Annotated in this window: 17 protein-coding genes and 2 tRNA genes; 11 read left to right on the forward strand and 8 right to left on the reverse strand. The window is 70.2% G+C overall.

The features are described from left to right. Nucleotides 1-45: 45 nt before the first annotated feature. The 7 genes from ACQEUR_RS06210 to ACQEUR_RS06240 all read left to right on the forward strand — a co-directional run bounded on the left by ACQEUR_RS06210 (nucleotide 46) and on the right by ACQEUR_RS06240 (nucleotide 6,112). Nucleotides 46-630, forward strand: coding sequence for a cysteine hydrolase family protein (locus ACQEUR_RS06210; RefSeq protein WP_433026681.1), 585 nt, complete (start codon nucleotides 46-48; stop codon nucleotides 628-630). Further along, a complete protein-coding gene (locus ACQEUR_RS06215) occupies nucleotides 627-1,610 on the forward strand; it encodes a GlxA family transcriptional regulator (RefSeq protein ID WP_433026684.1) in 984 nt (327 codons plus the stop codon). The genes ACQEUR_RS06210 and ACQEUR_RS06215 overlap by 4 nt, the downstream gene beginning before the upstream one ends. 63 nt (nucleotides 1,611-1,673) lie before the next feature. Then, complete coding sequence (locus tag ACQEUR_RS06220) at nucleotides 1,674-2,651, forward strand: aldo/keto reductase (protein WP_433026687.1); 978 nt, start codon at nucleotides 1,674-1,676, stop codon at nucleotides 2,649-2,651. Between the two features lie 35 nt (nucleotides 2,652-2,686). Further along, nucleotides 2,687-3,061 (forward strand): VOC family protein, encoded by a 375-nt coding sequence (locus tag ACQEUR_RS06225; protein WP_433026690.1) that lies wholly within the window; start codon nucleotides 2,687-2,689, stop codon nucleotides 3,059-3,061. Nucleotides 3,062-3,188: 127 nt separating this feature from the next. After that, nucleotides 3,189-4,496, forward strand: a complete 1,308-nt coding sequence (locus ACQEUR_RS06230) for a sensor histidine kinase (RefSeq protein WP_433026693.1) — start codon at nucleotides 3,189-3,191, stop codon at nucleotides 4,494-4,496. Further along, on the forward strand, nucleotides 4,487-5,170 hold the full coding sequence (locus ACQEUR_RS06235) for a response regulator (RefSeq protein ID WP_433027759.1): 684 nt from the start codon (nucleotides 4,487-4,489) through the stop codon (nucleotides 5,168-5,170). The genes ACQEUR_RS06230 and ACQEUR_RS06235 overlap by 10 nt, the downstream gene beginning before the upstream one ends. A gap of 180 nt (nucleotides 5,171-5,350) precedes the next feature. Next, the gene (locus tag ACQEUR_RS06240; RefSeq protein ID WP_433026696.1) at nucleotides 5,351-6,112 is read left to right on the forward strand and encodes a lysostaphin resistance A-like protein; all 762 of its coding nucleotides are present in this window, start codon (nucleotides 5,351-5,353) and stop codon (nucleotides 6,110-6,112) included. Between the two features lie 37 nt (nucleotides 6,113-6,149). Here the strand turns inward: ACQEUR_RS06240 and ACQEUR_RS06245 are convergent, their stop codons facing one another. Both ACQEUR_RS06245 and ACQEUR_RS06250 read right to left on the reverse strand, forming a co-directional pair. Further along, nucleotides 6,150-6,407, reverse strand: coding sequence for a glutaredoxin domain-containing protein (locus ACQEUR_RS06245; protein WP_433026699.1), 258 nt, complete (start codon nucleotides 6,405-6,407; stop codon nucleotides 6,150-6,152). Beyond that, nucleotides 6,404-7,063 (reverse strand): class I SAM-dependent methyltransferase, encoded by a 660-nt coding sequence (locus ACQEUR_RS06250; protein WP_433026702.1) that lies wholly within the window; start codon nucleotides 7,061-7,063, stop codon nucleotides 6,404-6,406. Before ACQEUR_RS06250 ends, ACQEUR_RS06245 begins: the two co-directional genes overlap by 4 nt. Nucleotides 7,064-7,214: 151 nt before the next feature. On the opposite strand from ACQEUR_RS06250, the gene ACQEUR_RS06255 reads away from it, so the two are divergent. From ACQEUR_RS06255 to ACQEUR_RS06270, 4 genes are all read left to right on the forward strand, one after another. Further along, nucleotides 7,215-8,918 (forward strand): protein kinase domain-containing protein, encoded by a 1,704-nt coding sequence (locus tag ACQEUR_RS06255; RefSeq protein ID WP_433026705.1) that lies wholly within the window; start codon nucleotides 7,215-7,217, stop codon nucleotides 8,916-8,918. Nucleotides 8,919-9,015: 97 nt separating this feature from the next. Next, on the forward strand, nucleotides 9,016-9,174 hold the full coding sequence (locus ACQEUR_RS06260; protein WP_433026707.1) for a hypothetical protein: 159 nt from the start codon (nucleotides 9,016-9,018) through the stop codon (nucleotides 9,172-9,174). A gap of 91 nt (nucleotides 9,175-9,265) precedes the next feature. Next, nucleotides 9,266-9,817 carry a GNAT family N-acetyltransferase gene (locus ACQEUR_RS06265; protein WP_433026710.1) on the forward strand — a complete coding sequence of 184 codons (552 nt, stop codon included), beginning with the start codon at nucleotides 9,266-9,268 and terminating at the stop codon, nucleotides 9,815-9,817. A gap of 81 nt (nucleotides 9,818-9,898) precedes the next feature. Beyond that, nucleotides 9,899-10,585: a DNA alkylation repair protein gene (locus ACQEUR_RS06270; RefSeq protein WP_433026714.1), complete on the forward strand. Its 687-nt coding sequence runs from the start codon at nucleotides 9,899-9,901 to the stop codon at nucleotides 10,583-10,585. A 91-nt stretch (nucleotides 10,586-10,676) separates the two neighbouring features. On the opposite strand, the gene ACQEUR_RS06275 is transcribed toward ACQEUR_RS06270, so the two are convergent. The 6 genes from ACQEUR_RS06275 to gyrB form a co-directional block, all read right to left on the reverse strand. Then, a tRNA-Ala gene (locus ACQEUR_RS06275) sits at nucleotides 10,677-10,752 on the reverse strand. Nucleotides 10,753-10,797: 45 nt separating this feature from the next. Further along, nucleotides 10,798-10,926, reverse strand: coding sequence for a DLW-39 family protein (locus ACQEUR_RS06280; protein ID WP_433026717.1), 129 nt, complete (start codon nucleotides 10,924-10,926; stop codon nucleotides 10,798-10,800). Nucleotides 10,927-10,967: 41 nt separating this feature from the next. Further along, nucleotides 10,968-11,041, reverse strand: a tRNA-Ile gene (locus ACQEUR_RS06285). Nucleotides 11,042-11,205: 164 nt separating this feature from the next. Beyond that, entirely contained in the window at nucleotides 11,206-12,240 is a 1,035-nt protein-coding gene (locus ACQEUR_RS06290) for a DUF3566 domain-containing protein (RefSeq protein ID WP_433026720.1), read from the reverse strand. A gap of 3 nt (nucleotides 12,241-12,243) precedes the next feature. Continuing rightward, nucleotides 12,244-14,772, reverse strand: coding sequence for a DNA gyrase subunit A (gene gyrA, locus ACQEUR_RS06295; RefSeq protein WP_433026723.1), 2,529 nt, complete (start codon nucleotides 14,770-14,772; stop codon nucleotides 12,244-12,246). A gap of 162 nt (nucleotides 14,773-14,934) precedes the next feature. Further along, on the reverse strand, nucleotides 14,935-16,878 hold the full coding sequence (gene gyrB / locus ACQEUR_RS06300) for a DNA topoisomerase (ATP-hydrolyzing) subunit B (protein WP_433026726.1): 1,944 nt from the start codon (nucleotides 16,876-16,878) through the stop codon (nucleotides 14,935-14,937). Nucleotides 16,879-17,077: the final 199 nt, after the last annotated feature.

A 17,077-nucleotide genomic window follows, 5' to 3' on the forward strand; every position in this document is an offset into this window, starting at 1 on the left:
ATGGTGTCTGTCGGCGCGGCACCGGAGCGGACAGGATCTCAGGACATGAAGCGCGCACTCGTCGTCATCGACGTCCAGGAGTCCTTCCGTCAGCGGCCGAACTGGGCCGCGAGTTCCAACCCGGAGATCGTGAAGCAGGTGGGCCGGCTGACCGAAGCGTTCCGGGCCACCAACGGGACCGTCGTCTGGGTGCTGCACACCGAACCCGGTACCGGGAACGTCTTCGACCCCGCCTCCGGTTTCGTCCGGCTGATGGACGGGCTCGACGCCGGACCGGGCGAGCCGGTCCTGCACAAGACCTCGCACAACGCCTTCACCACCACCAACCTGCAACAGCTGCTCACCACGCTGGGCGTACGGGAGCTGGTGCTGTGCGGGATCCGGACCGAACAGTGCGTGGAGACCACCGCCCGGCTCGGCGCCGACCTGGGCTACCAGGTGACGTTCGTGACCGAGGCGACGGCCACCACCCCGATCGAGCACCGCGACGCCCCGCCCGGCCGGTCGGTGGCGGAGATCCTCGCCGACCCGCGCACCCTGCCGGTGGCAGAGGTCATCGCCCGGACCGAGTACGCCCTCGCCGGCCGGTTCGCCACCATCCGTACGGTCGAGGAGGTGGTCTCCGGGTGACCCGGGTGCTCTTCCTGCTCGCCCCGCGGCTGCACCTGCTCGACCTGGCCGGGCCGGCGCAGGTCTTCTCCACGGCGGCCGACTTCGGCGCGGACTACGCGCTGGACTACCTGGGCGAGCGGGAGGAGATCCCGTCGAGCCAGGGGGTGACGCTGCGGGCCCGGCTCGACTGGCCCACCTTCGGCGGAAACGACCTGGTCGTGGTGCCGGGCTGGCGACCGGCGCGACCGGTCGGGCGGGCCGAGGCGGAGGGCGCCGCGCCGGCGTACCCCGGGTTCTCGGCCGCGACGCTGGAGCGGCTCGCCGCCCACCACGGCCGGGGTGGCACGGTGGCCAGCGTCTGTGCCGGCGCGTTCGCGCTGGCCCGCGCCGGCCTGCTCGACGGGCGCCGCTGCACCACCCACCACGACCTCCAGGACGAGCTGGCCCGCCGTTGTCCGGGCGCGACCGTGGTCCGGGACGTGCTCTACGTCGAGGACGGCCGGGTGATCACCTCCGCCGGGATCGCCAGCGGCATCGACCTCGCACTGCACCTGCTGGCGACCCGGCACGGTCCGGGCTTCGCCGCCCGAGTGGCCCGGGAGATGGTGGTGTACGCCCGGCGCAACGGCGACGAGCGGCAGGCCAGCGCGATGCTGCGGCACCGGGGCCACATCAGCGACGTGGTGCACCGGGTGCAGGACGTCATCGACGCCCGGTTCACCGAGCGTCTGGCGCTGGCCGAGCTGGCCGCCGCCGGCCGGGTCAGCGAACGGACCCTGACCCGGGCCTTCAGCCGGGCGGTCGGGCTGACCCCGCTGCGCTACCAGCAGCTCCTGCGGATCGAGCGGGCCGAACACCTCATCGGGCACGGCAGCACGGTCGAGGCGGCGGCCCGGGTCGTCGGCTTCGAGGACGCCCGGATGCTGCGTCGACTGCGTCACCGTGCCGACCCGTCACGCTCAGTGGTGGGCGTTGCCAACCGGAGCACGCTCACCTAGCGTCCTCCTCGCGACGGGCGAGACCCGCCTCCGGCCGTGCCGGGAGCGAGACGAGGAGCGTTGATGCGGTACGTACGGTTGGGCGGCTCGGGCCTGGAGGTGTCGGGCATCGTCCTCGGCTGCATGAGCTACGGCGACCCGCGGCGCGGCCCGCACGAGTGGTCGCTCGACCTGGACGAGTCCCGGCCGTTCTTCCGGCAGGCGATCGAGGCCGGCATCACCACCTTCGACACCGCCAACAGCTACTCCGACGGCACCAGCGAGGAGTTCGTCGGCACCCTGATCGGCGAGTTCGCCCGCCGGGACGAGGTGGTCATCGCCACGAAGGTCTACGGCCGGATGGGTGCCGGGCCGAAGGGCGGCGGGCTGTCCCGGGCCGCCATCCTCGCCCAGGCGGACGCGAGCCTGCGCCGGCTCGGCACCGACTACATCGACCTCTACCAGATCCACCGGTACGACCCCGAGGTGCCGATCGAGGAGACGATGGAGGCCCTGCACGACCTCGTCCGGGCCGGCAAGGTGCGCTACCTCGGCGCGTCCTCGATGTGGACCTGGCAGTTCGTCCAGGCCCAGTACGTCGCCGACCTGAACGGCTGGACGCGGTTCGTCTCGATGCAGGACCAGTACAACCTCCTGATGCGGGAGGAGGAGCGCGAGATGCTGCCGTTCTGCCTCGACCAGGGCATCGGGGTGCTGCCCTGGAGTCCGCTCGCCCGCGGCCGGCTCACCCGGGACTGGCAGGCCCGGACCCGGCGCAGCGACACCGACGTCTTCGGCGGCACCCTGTACCGGCAGGCGGAGGAGTCCGACCGCCGGATCGTGGACGCGGTCGCCGCGGTCGCCGCCGAGCGCGGGGTGCCGCGCGCCCAGGTGGCGCTCGCCTGGCTGCTGCACCAGCCGGCGGTCACCGCACCGATCGTCGGCGCGACCCAGCAGGAGCACCTGGCGGACGCCGTCGCGGCGGTCGACCTGATGCTGGACGAGGATGAACTGCACCGGCTGGAGGAGCACTACGTGCCGCACGCGCCGGAGGGTTTCTGAGCACGTCCGCTCGCCGTACCACGGGAGGCGTTTCCATGACCCGCCCCAACGGGCTGACCATCACCACCGTCAACCTCAGTGCCCCGGATCCGGTCGCGCTCGCCCGGTTCTACCAGCGCCTCCTGAAGATGGAGGTCGTGGAGGAGGCGCCGGACTGGGTACTGCTGCGCGACCCGGCCGGTGGGGTGGGACTGGCGTTCCAGACCGAGTCGCCGTACGCCCGGCCGAACTGGCCGGCCGGACCGGGTGAGCAGCAGATGATGGCGCACCTGGAGATCCGCGTCGACGATCTGGAGTCGGCGGTCGGGCACGCCACCGCCTGCGGGGCGTCGGTGGCCGACTTCCAGCCCCAGGACGACGTACGGGTCTGCCTCGACCCGGCGGGCCACCCGTTCTGCCTCTACCTCTAGCGCGGCGGCCTGTCGGCGCGCTACGGCGGCGGCGCCGGGTGAAGGCCGGTCGATGGCTGGAGGACGGCCATGTCTCGTCGTTCGCCGCTGTCCGTCACCTTTCCGCCATGCTCCTATCCTGAGCACCGTGATTCCCGGGACGCTCTGGTCTGCGTTGGCAGGTCCGCCGCTGCGGCTCATGCGGTCGGCGTGGCCGTGGCGGGCGTTGGCGTACCTCCTCGGGGACGCGGCGCTGGGGGTCGCGGTACTTGTCGCGCTCGCCGCCCTGGCCGCGCTCGGGCTGACCACGATGCCGTTGCTCCTCGGGGTGCCGGTAGTGATCGCGACCCTGCTGATCGGCCTACCGGTCGCCGGCGTCGAACGCCGGCTGTTACGCCTGATCCGGCCCGGGCAGGGATCCGCCAACCCGCACCGGACGCCGTCCAGGCCGGGCCTGTGGGTGTGGACGACGACCCGGTTGCGGGAGGGCCACACGTGGCGGGAACTCGGGTACGCGCTGCTGCTCGCTGGCCCGCTGTGGGCCCTCGATCTGGTGATCGTCGGCGGTCCGCTGCTGGTCGGTGGCACCCTGCTCGCCGCGCCGCTGCTGGTCGGTACGGACCTGGCCGGGATGGTCGTACTCCGGGAACTGGCGGTCATGGACAGCCTGGGGAAGGCCTGGTTCGCCACGGCGGCGGGCGTGCCGGTCCTGCTGCTCTGGCTGTATCTGGTCACCGCCTACGCGGGTGCGCGCTCCGCGCTGAGCCGGGTCCTGCTGGTGCCGGACGAGGCGGTGCTGCGGTCAGAGTTGGTGCAGGTCAGCCGGTCCCGAGCCCGACTGGTTGACGCCTTCGAAGCCGAACGCCGACGGATCGAGCGGGACCTGCACGACGGAGCCCAGCAGCAACTGCTCGGTGTCTCCGTGACGCTCGGGCTGGCCCGTCTGGAGGCGGCCGAAGCGGGTGCCGGACGGGATCTGGTCGACCGCATCGAGCAGGCCCACGACCAGGCCCGGCAGGCCATGGCCGACCTCCGTGCGCTGATTCACGGCATCCATCCGCAGGTGCTGACGGACCGTGGGCTGCCGGCCGCGATCGCGGCTGCGGTCGACCGGTTGCCGGTGCCGGTCACGGTTGACGTCGACCTGCCGCGCCGACTGCCGCCGGCCGTGGAATCGGCCGGCTACTTCGCGGTCTGTGAGGCGTTCGCCAACATCGCAAAGCACAGTCGGGCTGGCGACGCCCGCGTCCGCGCCGGGCTTGACGGCGACCGGCTGGTCATAGAGGTTCACGACGACGGGGTCGGCGGTGCCCGCACCCGGCCGGGCAGCGGGCTGGCCGGGCTGGCGGATCGGCTGGCTGTCGTGGCCGGCACCATACTGTTGTCCAGCCCGCCCGGCGGGCCTACTCTCGTCCGGCTGGAGATTCCGTGTACCCCAGACCACAGTTGCGAGTGATCCTCGCCGAGGACGGCGCGTTGGCCCGTGACGGCCTTACCCAGATCCTGGTCCGGTTCGGGCATCGGGTGACCGAGGCGGTAGCAGACTCCGCGGCGCTGGTACGCGCGGTCGAGCGCGCGGAGCCGGACATCGTGGTGACGGACGTCCGGATGCCCCCCTCGTACACGGATGAGGGCCTGCGAGCCGCGCTGGTGTTGCGGGAACGGGTGCCGCACCTGCCCATTCTGGTGCTCAGCCAGTACGTGGAACTCAGCTATGCGGCCGAGCTGCTGCAGAGCGGCCGGGGCGGTGTCGGGTACCTGCTGAAGGACCGGATCGCGGACGTGGTCGACTTCGTCGACGCCGTGGTGCAGGTGGCCGGCGGCGGAACGGTGATCGATCCGGAGGTGGTGCGTCAACTGCTGCGCCGCACGCGATCCACCGCGCTGGTCGACCGACTCTCTCCGCGCGAGGGGCAGGTACTCGCGCTGATAGCCGAGGGACGGTCCAACGCCTCGATCGCCCGGGCACTGGTGATCAGCGAAACGGCGGTGGAGAAGCACGTACGGGGCATCTTCATGAAGCTGGACCTGCCACCGAACGAGGAGCAGCACCGGCGGGTGCTGGCCGTCATCACCTATCTGCGGGAGTGCGGCCATCCCGGGGGTACGGCTAGCACTGCCACGCGGTAGGGGGACAGCGTAGGCGCGGCGCCCACCCGCCCGGCCCTACCGTCGGAGGGTCCTGTCGGCTGCTGCGTGAAAGTGGTACTGATGTCAACGCGTGATCGCGAACGGCGAGTCCGGTCCGAGTCAGACAGTGATCGGGCGCTCGGGAATGTAGTCGGGACAAACCCGCTCGTCGTATTCTTCGTGCTGGTCCTCGCACTGAGTTGGGGGCTCTACACCCTGCTGCCCGTGCCCGGTGGGTTCGGCGTGGTCTCCCTGGAGAGCCCGGCCGGCCGAATCGTCATGTACGCCAAGCAGTTCTCTCCGTCGATCGTCGGCCTGCTCGTTCTGGCAGTCGCGTTCGGTCGGCGGGGCCGACGTCATCTGCTGGGCGTGGCGCTGAACTGGCGGGCGCCGATCCGGTGGTACGTCCTGACGATCGTCGCGTTTCCGATGCTCATGCTCGGTACGACCTGGCTGGCCGCCTCGGCCTCCGGTGAGCCGTTCCTCGCCACCGACACTGTCTCCGTCCTGACGACGCTCACGGTCTGTTTGCTCGGGCCGGTCGGAGAGGAGCTGTTTGGCTGGCGCGGGATCGCATTGCCCCTGCTGGTGACCCGTCTCGGTGATCTGAGCGCGGCGGCGGTCCTCGGTGTGATCTGGGCACTGTGGCATGTGCCCCCGTGGGTCACACCCAGCGGTGGTATCCCGCTGCTGAGCCTCCTGCCCGGCCTGGTGTTCGGGGCCTCCCTGTCTGTGCTGATGCTGTACGTCTACCGTCGTTCCGGCAGCGCACTGCTGGCCGGGGTGGGTGTGCACGTCGTCCACAACACCAGCGCCTTCGTCGTCAACGGTGCCGTGTGGATGGGCGCCTTCTGCCTCATCCTCATCGCGGTCGGAGTCGCGGTGAGGTATGCGGTCCGGCTCCGCCGGCGCCGTCGGCCGGCGGGTCACGGGCCGGAGTAGCGATCTCCCGGTTCCTGGAACGACAAGCTCAGGGCTGTCACCCGCTCTGGCCCGGGAGCAGGTCACGTATCTGCCGGACCCGGGGGTTCACCAGCCAGCGCACGCCGACGGAGACCGTCGGCACCGTCTCGTTGCCGTCGGCGACGGCGCGTACCGCCGCCGCGGCGGCGGGATCCTGCCAGATGTCCACCTCGGTGAACGGGATCCGGTGCCGGCGTAGCGCCCGGCGCAGCAGGAAACAGTACGGGCAGCCGGGTCGGGTGTAGACGGTGACCGTCGGTTCGGCGTCGCTCATCGTGCCGGCTCCGCGACGGGCCGGACGGCAGCTCCGAGCACGTGCGGGCCGACGAGCGCCAGCGGCGAGTCGGGAAACCGGAACCGGTCCAGCGAGCTGATCTCGAAGCCGGCGGCGTGGATCGCGCTGACGGTGTCCCGGCTGGCGTGGCAGCCGCCGCACAACACCGGCCAGATGGTGGCGTCGACCGCCCGCTGGACCCATCGCAGCGGACCGGGGTGCGCCGCGACGACGTGTTCGAAGAAGCGCAGCTGCCCGCCGGGCCGGAGCACCCGGTACGCCTCGGCCAGGGCGGTGCGCTGGCTCGCCACCGAGCAGAGGACCCACGACATCACCACCGCGTCGACGCTGCCGTCCTCGACCGGCAACTCCTCGGCCACCCCGTCGACCACGGTCACCGCAACCGGCGCGGCGTCCGCGGCGCGCTGCCCGGACGCCCGTAGCCGCCGTTCTGGCTCCACCGCCAGCACCTCGGTGACCTGTGCCGGGTAGTGCGCGAAGTTGCGGCCGTTGCCGGCACCCACCTCGACGATCCGCCCGGACAACCCACGGACCAGTCTTCGCCGGTGCGCTGTCCCACCGGCGTCGTCCATCCGCGCACTGGCCCGTTCGAAGACCCGGGCGAAAACCGGATGGGAGACCGCCGTACGCGCCACTGGTTCCTCCCCGCGTCACCGTCGTCCGCGCCGCTGCGCTCACCTGCGGAGGCTAGCGGGTCACCGCCAGTGAGGTGCCCGGCCGGCGGCTGGCGATGTACCCCGCCGCCACGGTGGAAGGCCCGGACGCGCCGCCGGGTACCGTGATCCGGTGCTGTCTCCGGGACTCGTGCTCAACGACCGCTACCTGCTGAACGAACGGGTCGCGACCGGCGGCATGGGTGAGGTGTGGTCGGCGACGGACACTCTGCTCAGACGTCGGGTGGCGGTCAAGGTCCTGCTCCCCTCGCTGGTCTCCGACACCGAGTTCATCACCCGGTTCCGTACCGAGGCGCGGCTGATGGCCGCCGTGCGGCACCCCGGCATCGTCCAGGTCTACGACTACGTCGAGGACACGGTGGTCGAGAGCCGCCGGGTCGACTACCTGGTGATGGAGTACATCGAGGGGGTGCCGCTGTCGGAGCGGATCAGGGCGGCCGGGAAGCTCGACACCACGGAGACCATCTCGGTGGTGACCCAGGCCGCGCGGGCGTTGCAGGTCGCGCACGCCGCCGGCATCGTGCACCGCGACGTCAAGCCGAGCAACCTGCTGGTCCAGCCGGACGGCAGCGTCGTCCTCGTCGACTTCGGCGTGGCCCGGTCGGCGAACGTCACCAGCATCACCGGCACCAACATCGTGCTGGGCTCCGCGCACTACATGGCGCCCGAGCAGATCGCCGGCCGGCCGGTTTCGCCGGCGACGGACATCTACGCGCTCGGCGCGGTCGCGTACTGCTGCCTCACCGGGCGTCCGCCGTTCACCGGCAACAACCCGTTGCAGGTGGTGACCCAGCACCTCCAGGAAGCCCCACCGGCACTGCCGGCGGAGGTGCCGGTACCGGTGGCGACGCTGGTGAGCCGGGCCCTGGCGAAGGAGCCGGGGGATCGCCACCCGAGTGCCGCCGCGTTCTCCGACGCCGCCCGCGCCGCCCTGTCCGGTACGGCTGGCACCGTTCCTGCCGGTACGGCCGGTGCCACGTTCCCCGGCGCCACCCTTCCCGGCGCCACCCTTCCCGGCGCCACCGTTCCCGGTACCGGTGGTGCCCCGCACGGTGTCGGAACGGTCGCGTCGCCGGCGGGCAACGGCGAACCGACGATGGGTCTCGGACCGCACGGCCACCCGGAGCTGCGATCCATCGTGCCGACCAGCTCCGGCCGCAACCGACGTCGCAACGCGGCCCTCGCCGGGGCCGCGGGGGCGGTCGCCGTCGCGCTGGTCGGGCTGGTCGCGGTCATGGCGTTCCGGCCCTCGGGCGGCGGCGAGCAGCCGACGGATCTGGTGACCGGGGTGCAGGGCGGGTCACCGGTCACCGGTGCCGACGTCGACGACACCGGGGTGCAGGCGCGGGCGAGGGCGACCGCGCAGCCGCACCAGTCGGTCGCGGCGCCGGAGAAGTCGGTGCCGGTGCCCCCGGAGGCCGAGCCGACCAGGGTGGGGAAGCCGAAACCGACGGCCACCCGCACCGGGACCTCGCCGAGCAATCCGTACACGGCCGGCAGGGTCTGCGGCAGCGGTTACCAGGTCATCGACTCGGCCACCCTGACCCGGGACGGGACGGTGCAGGGCAGGGTGTACCTGCTCTACAACGCCGGCAGCGGGTACAACTGCACGGTCGCGCTCAAGGCCGCATCGGTCGGCGCCAAGACAGCGGTCTCGACGTACCTGGAGGTGCAGGGCGGCGCCCGCAGCACCGACCGGGGCTCCTACGCGTACTACGCCGGTCCGGTGCGTGCCCGGGCCGCCGGCGTCTGCGTCAGGTGGGGCGGTTCGGCCGGCGGGGCCAGTTACAACAGCGCCTTCGAACACTGCGACTGAGCGGCCCGACTCCGACGCGGTACCCGTGCAGTCATCCACTCGACCGGGTCGACCGCGCGTCGGTGGGCCGCGTGCACGAGGTCGTTAGCGTGCAGGCATGCCCGCCGCCGACCAGATCCCTGAGCTGGTGTTCGCGCTCGCCCTGAGGCTTGCCCTGTCCGTGGTCATGATCGTGGTCCTGTACTGGGTCATCCGCCTGGCGGTACGCCATGCGATCGAGGACGCCGACCGCCGCCGGACGAACCGGCAGAGGTAGCGACCGGGCGCTGGAGGTGATGTCGGCTCCGGCCGGAGCGGCGCCTCGCCCTGGTTTGTACGACCATGGCGGCCCTCCGACAATGGCGCGCGTGACCAGCACCGCCCCGCGCACCCAGACCTGGAAGGTGGCCCCGGCCCTCGTCAGCTCCGCCGAGGCGGCAGCTCTGCTGCGGGACTACTACACCGAGGTCAGCCACCGCTACCACCAGCTCCACCTCGGCCGCCCGTCCACGCCGGCCGAGATCGAAGAGGGCCTTGCCGCCACCCCGAGCGGCGATCTCGCCCCGCCGACCGGTCTCTTCCTGCTTGCGCGATACGGCGACGAGCCGGCCGGCTGCGCGGGTCTGCGGATACTCGACCCGCATACCGTCGAACTGACCCGGGTGTTCGTCCGCCCCGCGCTGCGGGGCCTGGGCGGCGGTGCCCGGCTGCTGGTTGCGGCGGAGCGAACCGCGCATGACCTGGGCGCGGAACGGATCGTGCTCGACACCCGTCTCGACCTGGTCGAGGCTCGCGCGCTCTACCTGCGGCACGGATATGTCGAGATCCCCGCGTACAACGACGGCACGTACGCGGAAATCTGGTACGGCAAGCAACTGCCCTGTTCGAGGAGTAGGCGAAGGCGACGGGGGTTCCCCTAACATGGGACCGGCGCTGATTCTCTGAGTACCCGCATTTCCCTGGTAGGAGCTTTCCGGGCAGGTGATGGAAAGGAGGTCGAGGTGGCCGAGACGACGCTGACCGGAACGACGGTGGCCGAGGTGATGGCCGAACTGGCCGAACTCGACGACCCGAGGGCACGCGAGGTGAACGAGCGACACGGTGACGATCACGGCGTCAACCTCGGCAAGCTGCGCGCGATCGCGAAGCGGCTGAAGACGCAGCAGGACCTCGCGCGCCAGCTCTGGGCAACCGACGACACCGCAGCGAGACTGCTGGCGCTCCTGATCTGCCGCCCGAAGGCGTTCGAGCGGAACGAGTTGGACGTCATGGTGCGCCAGGCGCGCGCACCCAAGGTGCACAACTGGCTCGTGAACTACGTGGCGAAGAAGAACCCGCACTCCGAAGAGCTGCGCCTGGCCTGGTCCGCCGATCCGGATCCCGTGGTCGCCAGTGCCGGCTGGGCACTGACCAGCGAACGTGTGACGAAGAAGCCCGGCGGCCTCGACCTCGCCGGACTGCTCGACATCATCGAGGCGGAGATGAAGGACGCCCCGGATCGCCTGCAGTGGGCGATGAACGAATGTCTGGCTCAGATCGGGATCGCGCACCCCGAGCACCGGCGCCGGGCACTCGACATCGGTGAGCGTCTGGGGGTGCTCAGGGACTACCCGACCTCCCCGGGCTGCACGTCGCCGTACGCGCCCACCTGGATCACCGAGATGGTGCGCCGACAGCACGACAGGTAGGAAGGGGCTTCAAGCTCCGGGGCGCGCGATCGCGCCGGCTTCGTACCCGACGATCTTGATAGGAAGACAATGCCCTGGTACGAGCGTTGATTGGTGGAGCCGAGGGGACTCGAACCCCTAACCCCTGCCTTGCAAAGGCAGTGCTCTGCCAGTTGAGCTACGGCCCCGGGGCTGGCAGACGCCACCCGGGGAGGTCGTCCGCCGAGAGGAAACTACCGCAGGTCGGGTGCGTTGGTGGCCTCGTGCCACAGCGCGCGCTCGTCGTTCGATTCCTTGACCTTCTTGAACACGAGCGCCGCGACACCGACCACGCCGACGACGAACAGAACCTTCTTCAACATGAGTCTTCCTCACGCTCGACCTGTTGTCGGACGGTGTGAAGTGGGGCTAGATGGAATCGAACCATCGACCTCAGAGTTATCAGCTCTGCGCTCTAACCGACTGAGCTATAGCCCCCTGTGCGACGAGCAAGGTTACCGTACCCCGGCCACCGAACCCAACTCGGGTCGGCCCCGCCGGATCACCGCGCGCCCGCGAACCACGCAGACAGTACCGGAACGACGAACGCCGGAGCCACCGCATTGCGGCGGCCCCGGCGTCCGTGCTGCTCAGTCGAGCGGTCAGTCCCGCTCGGCGAGGGTCAGCTCGACGCCGCCGACCAGGTCGGCGCAGACGTTGTAGACGAACGCGCCGAGCGTGGCCAGCGCGGTGAAGAGCACCACGTTCAACAGGCCGATCAGGCCGGAGGTGAGGATGACACCCTTCGCCGTGATCTTGAAGGTGCCACCTTCCTGGCCGCCGGTCGCGCTGAGCATGTCGGTCAGCGTGCCGTTCACGCTGTCGAAGACGCCCATGGCGTCCAGCGCGAGGTAGAGCACGGAGGTGGCGACGATCACGACGATGAAGAGCACCAGGGAGACCGCGAAGGAGAACTTCATCACGGACCAGGGGTCGATCCGCTTGAGGTTCAGCCGGGCCCGCCGAGGACCGCGTGACGCGGCGGAGCTGACCGTGCTGCGGGCCGCCCGGACCGCCTCGGTCACCCGGGCCGCACCGACCGCGCCGGCACTGCCCGTGGCGGCCGCGCCGGCCGTACGGCCCGGAGTGCCGAACCCGAACCGTCCGGTACCGCTCGACTGGGACGCGCCCGCCGGCCTGGCCGTGCCGTAGCCGCTCTGCGCGCCCGGAATCGGCCGGGTCGTCTCGGCACTGCCGCCGGCGGACGCCCGCGACGGTTCCGGCCGGCCGGGCGTACCGGCGCGACCAGCGGCACCGGTCTGCTCGGCGCGGGCGCTGGTGGTCAGCCGCTGGGTGCTGCTCGCCTCGTCGGCGGCCGCCGACCGCTCCGCCCGGATCGCCGCACCGATGTCGACCGTGGCCGAACCCGCCTGGGAGTCCGCCTCGGCGGCCGGGGCGGCCACGTCGGTGTCTCCGGTCGGATCCGATCCGCTCTCCGACTCCTCGGGGAGCTGGTCCGGCGGCGGTGGCATGCCCGGGGCCCGGGTGAACTTCGGGGACGGCGCGTCGGCGGTGACTGCCGCCCGGCCGACGGCCGCGCGACCGGTCGCTGGTGCGCCACCGCCGTCGGCGGCCTCCTCGTCGACCGGGTTGGTCGAGGTCCCCGCAGCCCCCGACTTCGCCTGTGTCTCCGTCATCAACTAGTCCTGTTCGTCAGGCTCGTCGGCATTGCGAGCAATCGCCACAATAGTCACGCCGTCAGGTAGGTCCATCAGCTTGACCCCCATTGTGTTCCGGTCACGCGTGCGACGTACAGGCTTCACGGGAGTCCGGATCACACCGCCGTTGCTGGTGATGGCGAACAGCTCGTCGTCCGGGCTGATGACGACCGCGCCGACCAGACCGCCGCGGCGCTCGGTGATCTTGGCGGTCAGCACCCCTTTACCTCCCCTACCCTGCACGGGGTATTCCTCGATCGGGGTACGTTTCGCGTATCCCCCGTTCGTTGCCACGAGGACATCCAGATTCATGCCCTCGCGGACCACCTCCATCGCCAGCAACACATCGTCGTCGGTGAACCGCATCCCGATCACGCCCGAGGTGGCCCGCCCCATCGGCCGGAGCGCCTCGTCGGTGGCGTTGAACCGGATCGCCTGCGCCTTCTTGGACACCAGGAGGAGATCGTCCCCGGGTCCCGCCAGCGCCGCCCCGACCAGCTCGTCCTCGTCGCGCAGGTTGATCGCGATGATGCCGCCGGAGCGGTTGGAATCGAACTCCTCCAACCTCGTCTTCTTCACCAGGCCGTTCCTGGTGGCCAGCACCAGGTACGGCGCGACCTGGTAGTCGGCGATCTGGATGACCTGGGCGATCTGCTCGTCCGGCTGGAAAGCGAGCAGATTGGCCACGTGCTGACCCTTGGCCACCCTACTGGCCTCCGGCAACTCGTACGCCTTGGCCCGGTACACCCGCCCCTTGTTGGTGAAGAAGAGCATCCAGTCGTGGGTGGAGGAGACGAAGAAGTGGCTGACGATGTCGTCCTGGCGCAGTGAGGCCCCGCTGACACCCTTGCCGCCCCGGCGCTGCGAGCGGTAGAGGTCGACCTTGGTCCGCTTGGCGTAACCGGTCCGGGTGATGGTCACCACCACGTCCTCCCGGGCGATCAGGTCCTCCATCGAGACCTCGCCCTCGAACGGCACGATCTTGGTACGCCGCTCGTCGCCCCACTTGGCCACGATCTCGCCGAGCTCGTCGGAAACGATCTTCCGCTGCCGCTCCGGCTTGGCCAGGATGTCCTTCAGGTCCGCGATCTCCACCTCGATCTTGGCCAGCTCGTCGATGATCTTCTGACGCTCCAGCGCGGCGAGCCGGCGCAGCTGCATGTCCAGGATCGCGGTGGCCTGCACCTCATCGATCTCCAGCAGCTGGATCAGGCCCTGCCGGGCCTCGTCCACGGTCGGCGAGCGCCGGATCAGCGCGATGACCTCGTCGAGCGCGTCCAGCGCCTTGACCAGGCCGCGCAGGATGTGCGCCCGCTCCTCCGCCTTGCGCAACCGGTACGCCGTACGCCGGCGGATCACGTCGATCTGGTGGGCGACGTAGTGCCGGATGAACTGGGCCAGGTTGAGCGTCCGCGGCACGCCGTCGACCAGCGCCAGCATGTTGGCGCCGAACGTCTCCTGGAGCTGGGTGTGCTTGTACAGGTTGTTGAGCACCACCTTGGCGACCGCGTCGCGCTTGAGCACCAGCACGATCCGCATGCCCGTACGTCCGGAGGACTCGTCCCGGATGTCGGCGATCCCGGCGAGCTTGCCCTCCTTGATCAGCTCGGCGATCCGCTCGGCCAGGTTGTCGGGGTTGACCTGGTAGGGCAGCTCGGTGACGACCAGGCTGGTACGCCCCTTCGCGTCCTCCTCGACGTCCACCACCGCGCGCATCCGGATCGAGCCGCGCCCGGTCCGGTACGCGTCCTGGATCGGGGTGGTCCCGACGATCAGCCCGTACGTCGGGAAGTCCGGCCCCTTCACGATCCCGATCAGCGCGTCGAGGGTGGTCGCCTCGTCACTGTCCGGGTTCTCCAGGCACCACTGCACCGCCTCGGCGATCTCCCGCAGGTTGTGCGGCGGGATCTTCGTCGCCATGCCGACCGCGATGCCCTCGGAGCCGTTCACCAGCAGGTTGGGGATGCGCGACGGCAGGATCGTGGGCTCCTTGGCCCGGCCGTCGTAGTTGTCCTGGAAGTCGACGGTGTCCTCGTCGATGTCCCGGAGCATCTCCATCGCCAGCGGGTCGAGCTTGCACTCGGTGTAGCGCATGGCCGCGGCCGGATCGTTACCCGGCGAGCCGAAGTTGCCGTTGCCGTCGACCAGCGGGTAGCGCAGCGACCAGGTCTGGGCCATCCGGACCAGCGCGTCGTAGATGGCCGAGTCGCCGTGCGGGTGGAACTGGCCCATCACGTCGCCGACCACCCGGGAGCACTTCACGTAGCCCCGGTCCGGGCGGTAGCCGGAGTCGAACATGGCGTAGAGGATCTTGCGGTGTACGGGCTTGAGCCCGTCCCGTACGTCCGGCAGCGCCCGCCCGACGATCACGCTCATCGCGTAGTCGAGGTACGAGCGCTGCATCTCCACCTCGAGCCCCACCGGCTCGATGCGGTCGTGCTGGGCGACCACGGCACCGGCGGCAGCCGGCTCCGCCGGTTCGCCCTCGAAGGCCTCGGGAGTATCCGTCACTGTCAACCCTTATCAGACTCTAAGCCGCATTCCGCTGTGGATAACGGCTGTGGAAACCGTGAAAGCTGTGGATAACTGTGTGGAACGGCATCGCCAGCTGGCCGTTCGGCCGAGGTCCGGCGGTCCCGGCGAACGGGTCGCCGGGCACCGCCGTGGCCGGCGTCAGATGTCGAGGAAACGGACGTCCTTGGCGTTGCGCTGGATGAAGGAGCGCCGCGCCTCCACGTCCTCGCCCATCAGCACGCTGAAGAGCTCATCCGCCGTCGCCGCGTCGTCGAGGGTGACCTGCCGCAGCGTACGGGTGGCCGGGTTCATCGTGGTCTCCCACAGCTCCGGGTAGTTCATCTCGCCCAGACCCTTGAACCGCTGGATGTCGTCGGGCTTGGCGTTCGGCTTCTTCTGCTGCCGCAGCGCGATCAGCCCGTCCCGCTCCCGGTCGGAGTACGCGTACTGGGCGTCGTCGCCCTTCCGGTTCCACTTGATCTTGTAGAGCGGCGGGGCGGCGAGGTAGACGTGCCCCAGCTCGACCAGCGGTCGCATGAAGCGGAACAGCAGGGTGAGCAGGAGCGTCTGGATGTGCTGGCCGTCGACGTCGGCGTCGGCCATCAGCACCACCTTGTGGTAGCGCAACTTCTCCATGTCGAAGTCGTCGTGGATGCCGGTGCCCAGGGCGGTGATCAGCGCCTGGACCTCGTTGTTCTTCAGCACCCGGTCGATCCGGGCCTTCTCCACGTTGAGGATCTTGCCGCGGATCGGCAGGATCGCCTGGGTCCGCGGGTCCCGCCCCTGCTTGGCCGAGCCGCCCGCCGAGTCACCCTCGACGATGAACACCTCGGACTCGCGCGGATCGGTGGACTGGCAGTCGGCCAGCTTGCCCGGCATCGAGCCGGACTCCAGCAGCGACTTGCGCCGGGCCAGCTTCCGGGCCTGCTGCGCGGCGATCCGGGCCCGGGCGGCCTGGGTCGCCTTGGTGATGATCAGCTTGACCTCGGCGGGGTTGCGGTCGAACCAGTCGACCAGCCACTCGTTGCAGGCCCGCTGCACGAAGCTCTTCACCGGGGTGTTGCCGAGCTTGGTCTTGGTCTGGCCCTCGAACTGCGGTTCGGTCAGCTTGACCGAGATGATCGCCGCCAGCCCTTCCCGGATGTCCTCGCCGGAGAGCTTCTCGTCCCCCTTGAGCAGCTTCTTCTCCGCCCCGTACCGGTTGACCACGCTGGTCAGCGCGGCCCGGAAGCCCTCCTCGTGGGTGCCGCCCTCGTGCGTGTTGATGGTGTTGGCGAAGGTGTAGACCGACTCGCCGTACGACTCGTTCCACTGCATGGCGATCTCGACCGACATGCCCTCCTCCTCGGCCCCGAACTCCACCACGGTCTTGTGGATCGGGCTCTTGGAGTTGTTCAGGTGCCGGACGAAGTCGGCGATGCCGCCCTTGTAGCAGAAGGTGACCTCGCGCGGCTTGCCGTCCTCCTCCTGCACCCGCTCGTCGCGGAGCTGGATGGTCAGGCCACGGTTGAGGAAGGCCATCTCCTGGAGCCGGCGGTAGATCGTCTCGAAGGAGAAGTCGGTCGTCTCGAACACCGCCGGGTCAGGCCAGAAGGAGACCGCCGAACCGGTCGTGTTGGTGGTCTCACCCTTCTCCAGCGGGGACGGCTTGGAGTTGTCGTAGCTCTGCCGCCACACGTACCCGGACTTGTGGATCTCCACGAACATCCGGGTGGAGAGCGCGTTGACCACCGAGACGCCCACCCCGTGCAGGCCGCCGGAGACCGCGTACGACTTGCCGTCGAACTTGCCGCCGGCGTGCAGCACAGTCAGCGCCACCTCGACACCCGGCTTCTTCAGCTTGGGGTGCAGGTCGACGGGGAAACCACGACCGTTGTCGGTGACCCGGACCCCGCCGTCGGCGAGCAGGACCACCTCGATCGTGTCGCAGTAGCCGGCCATCGCCTCGTCCACCGCGTTGTCCACGACCTCCTGGACAAGGTGGTGCAGACCGCGCTCACCGGTCGATCCGATATACATACCGGGCCGCTTCCGGACGGCTTCCAGGCCCTCCAGCACGGTGATCGATTCGGCGCCGTACTCCTGCTTCTTCTGCGCTGCCACCTTGGCCACTTTCTCGCGTCGGTCCGGGCCGGAACGGCACGGAGAGCGCGGGTTTGGTGGGCGGCCACGAACGCAGCGCGTGGGGCCGGCACCACGATGAGTTCCCGGGGTACGACCGGACACGCCGGTCGCCGCGGCTGCCCACGGATCGCGATCGGCTTGGACGCGGCGCTGCGCTGCCCCGGACCGCGTGGCCCGG

The organism is Plantactinospora sp. CA-290183, from assembly GCF_050936375.1.
Lineage (GTDB): Bacteria > Actinomycetota > Actinomycetes > Mycobacteriales > Micromonosporaceae > Plantactinospora.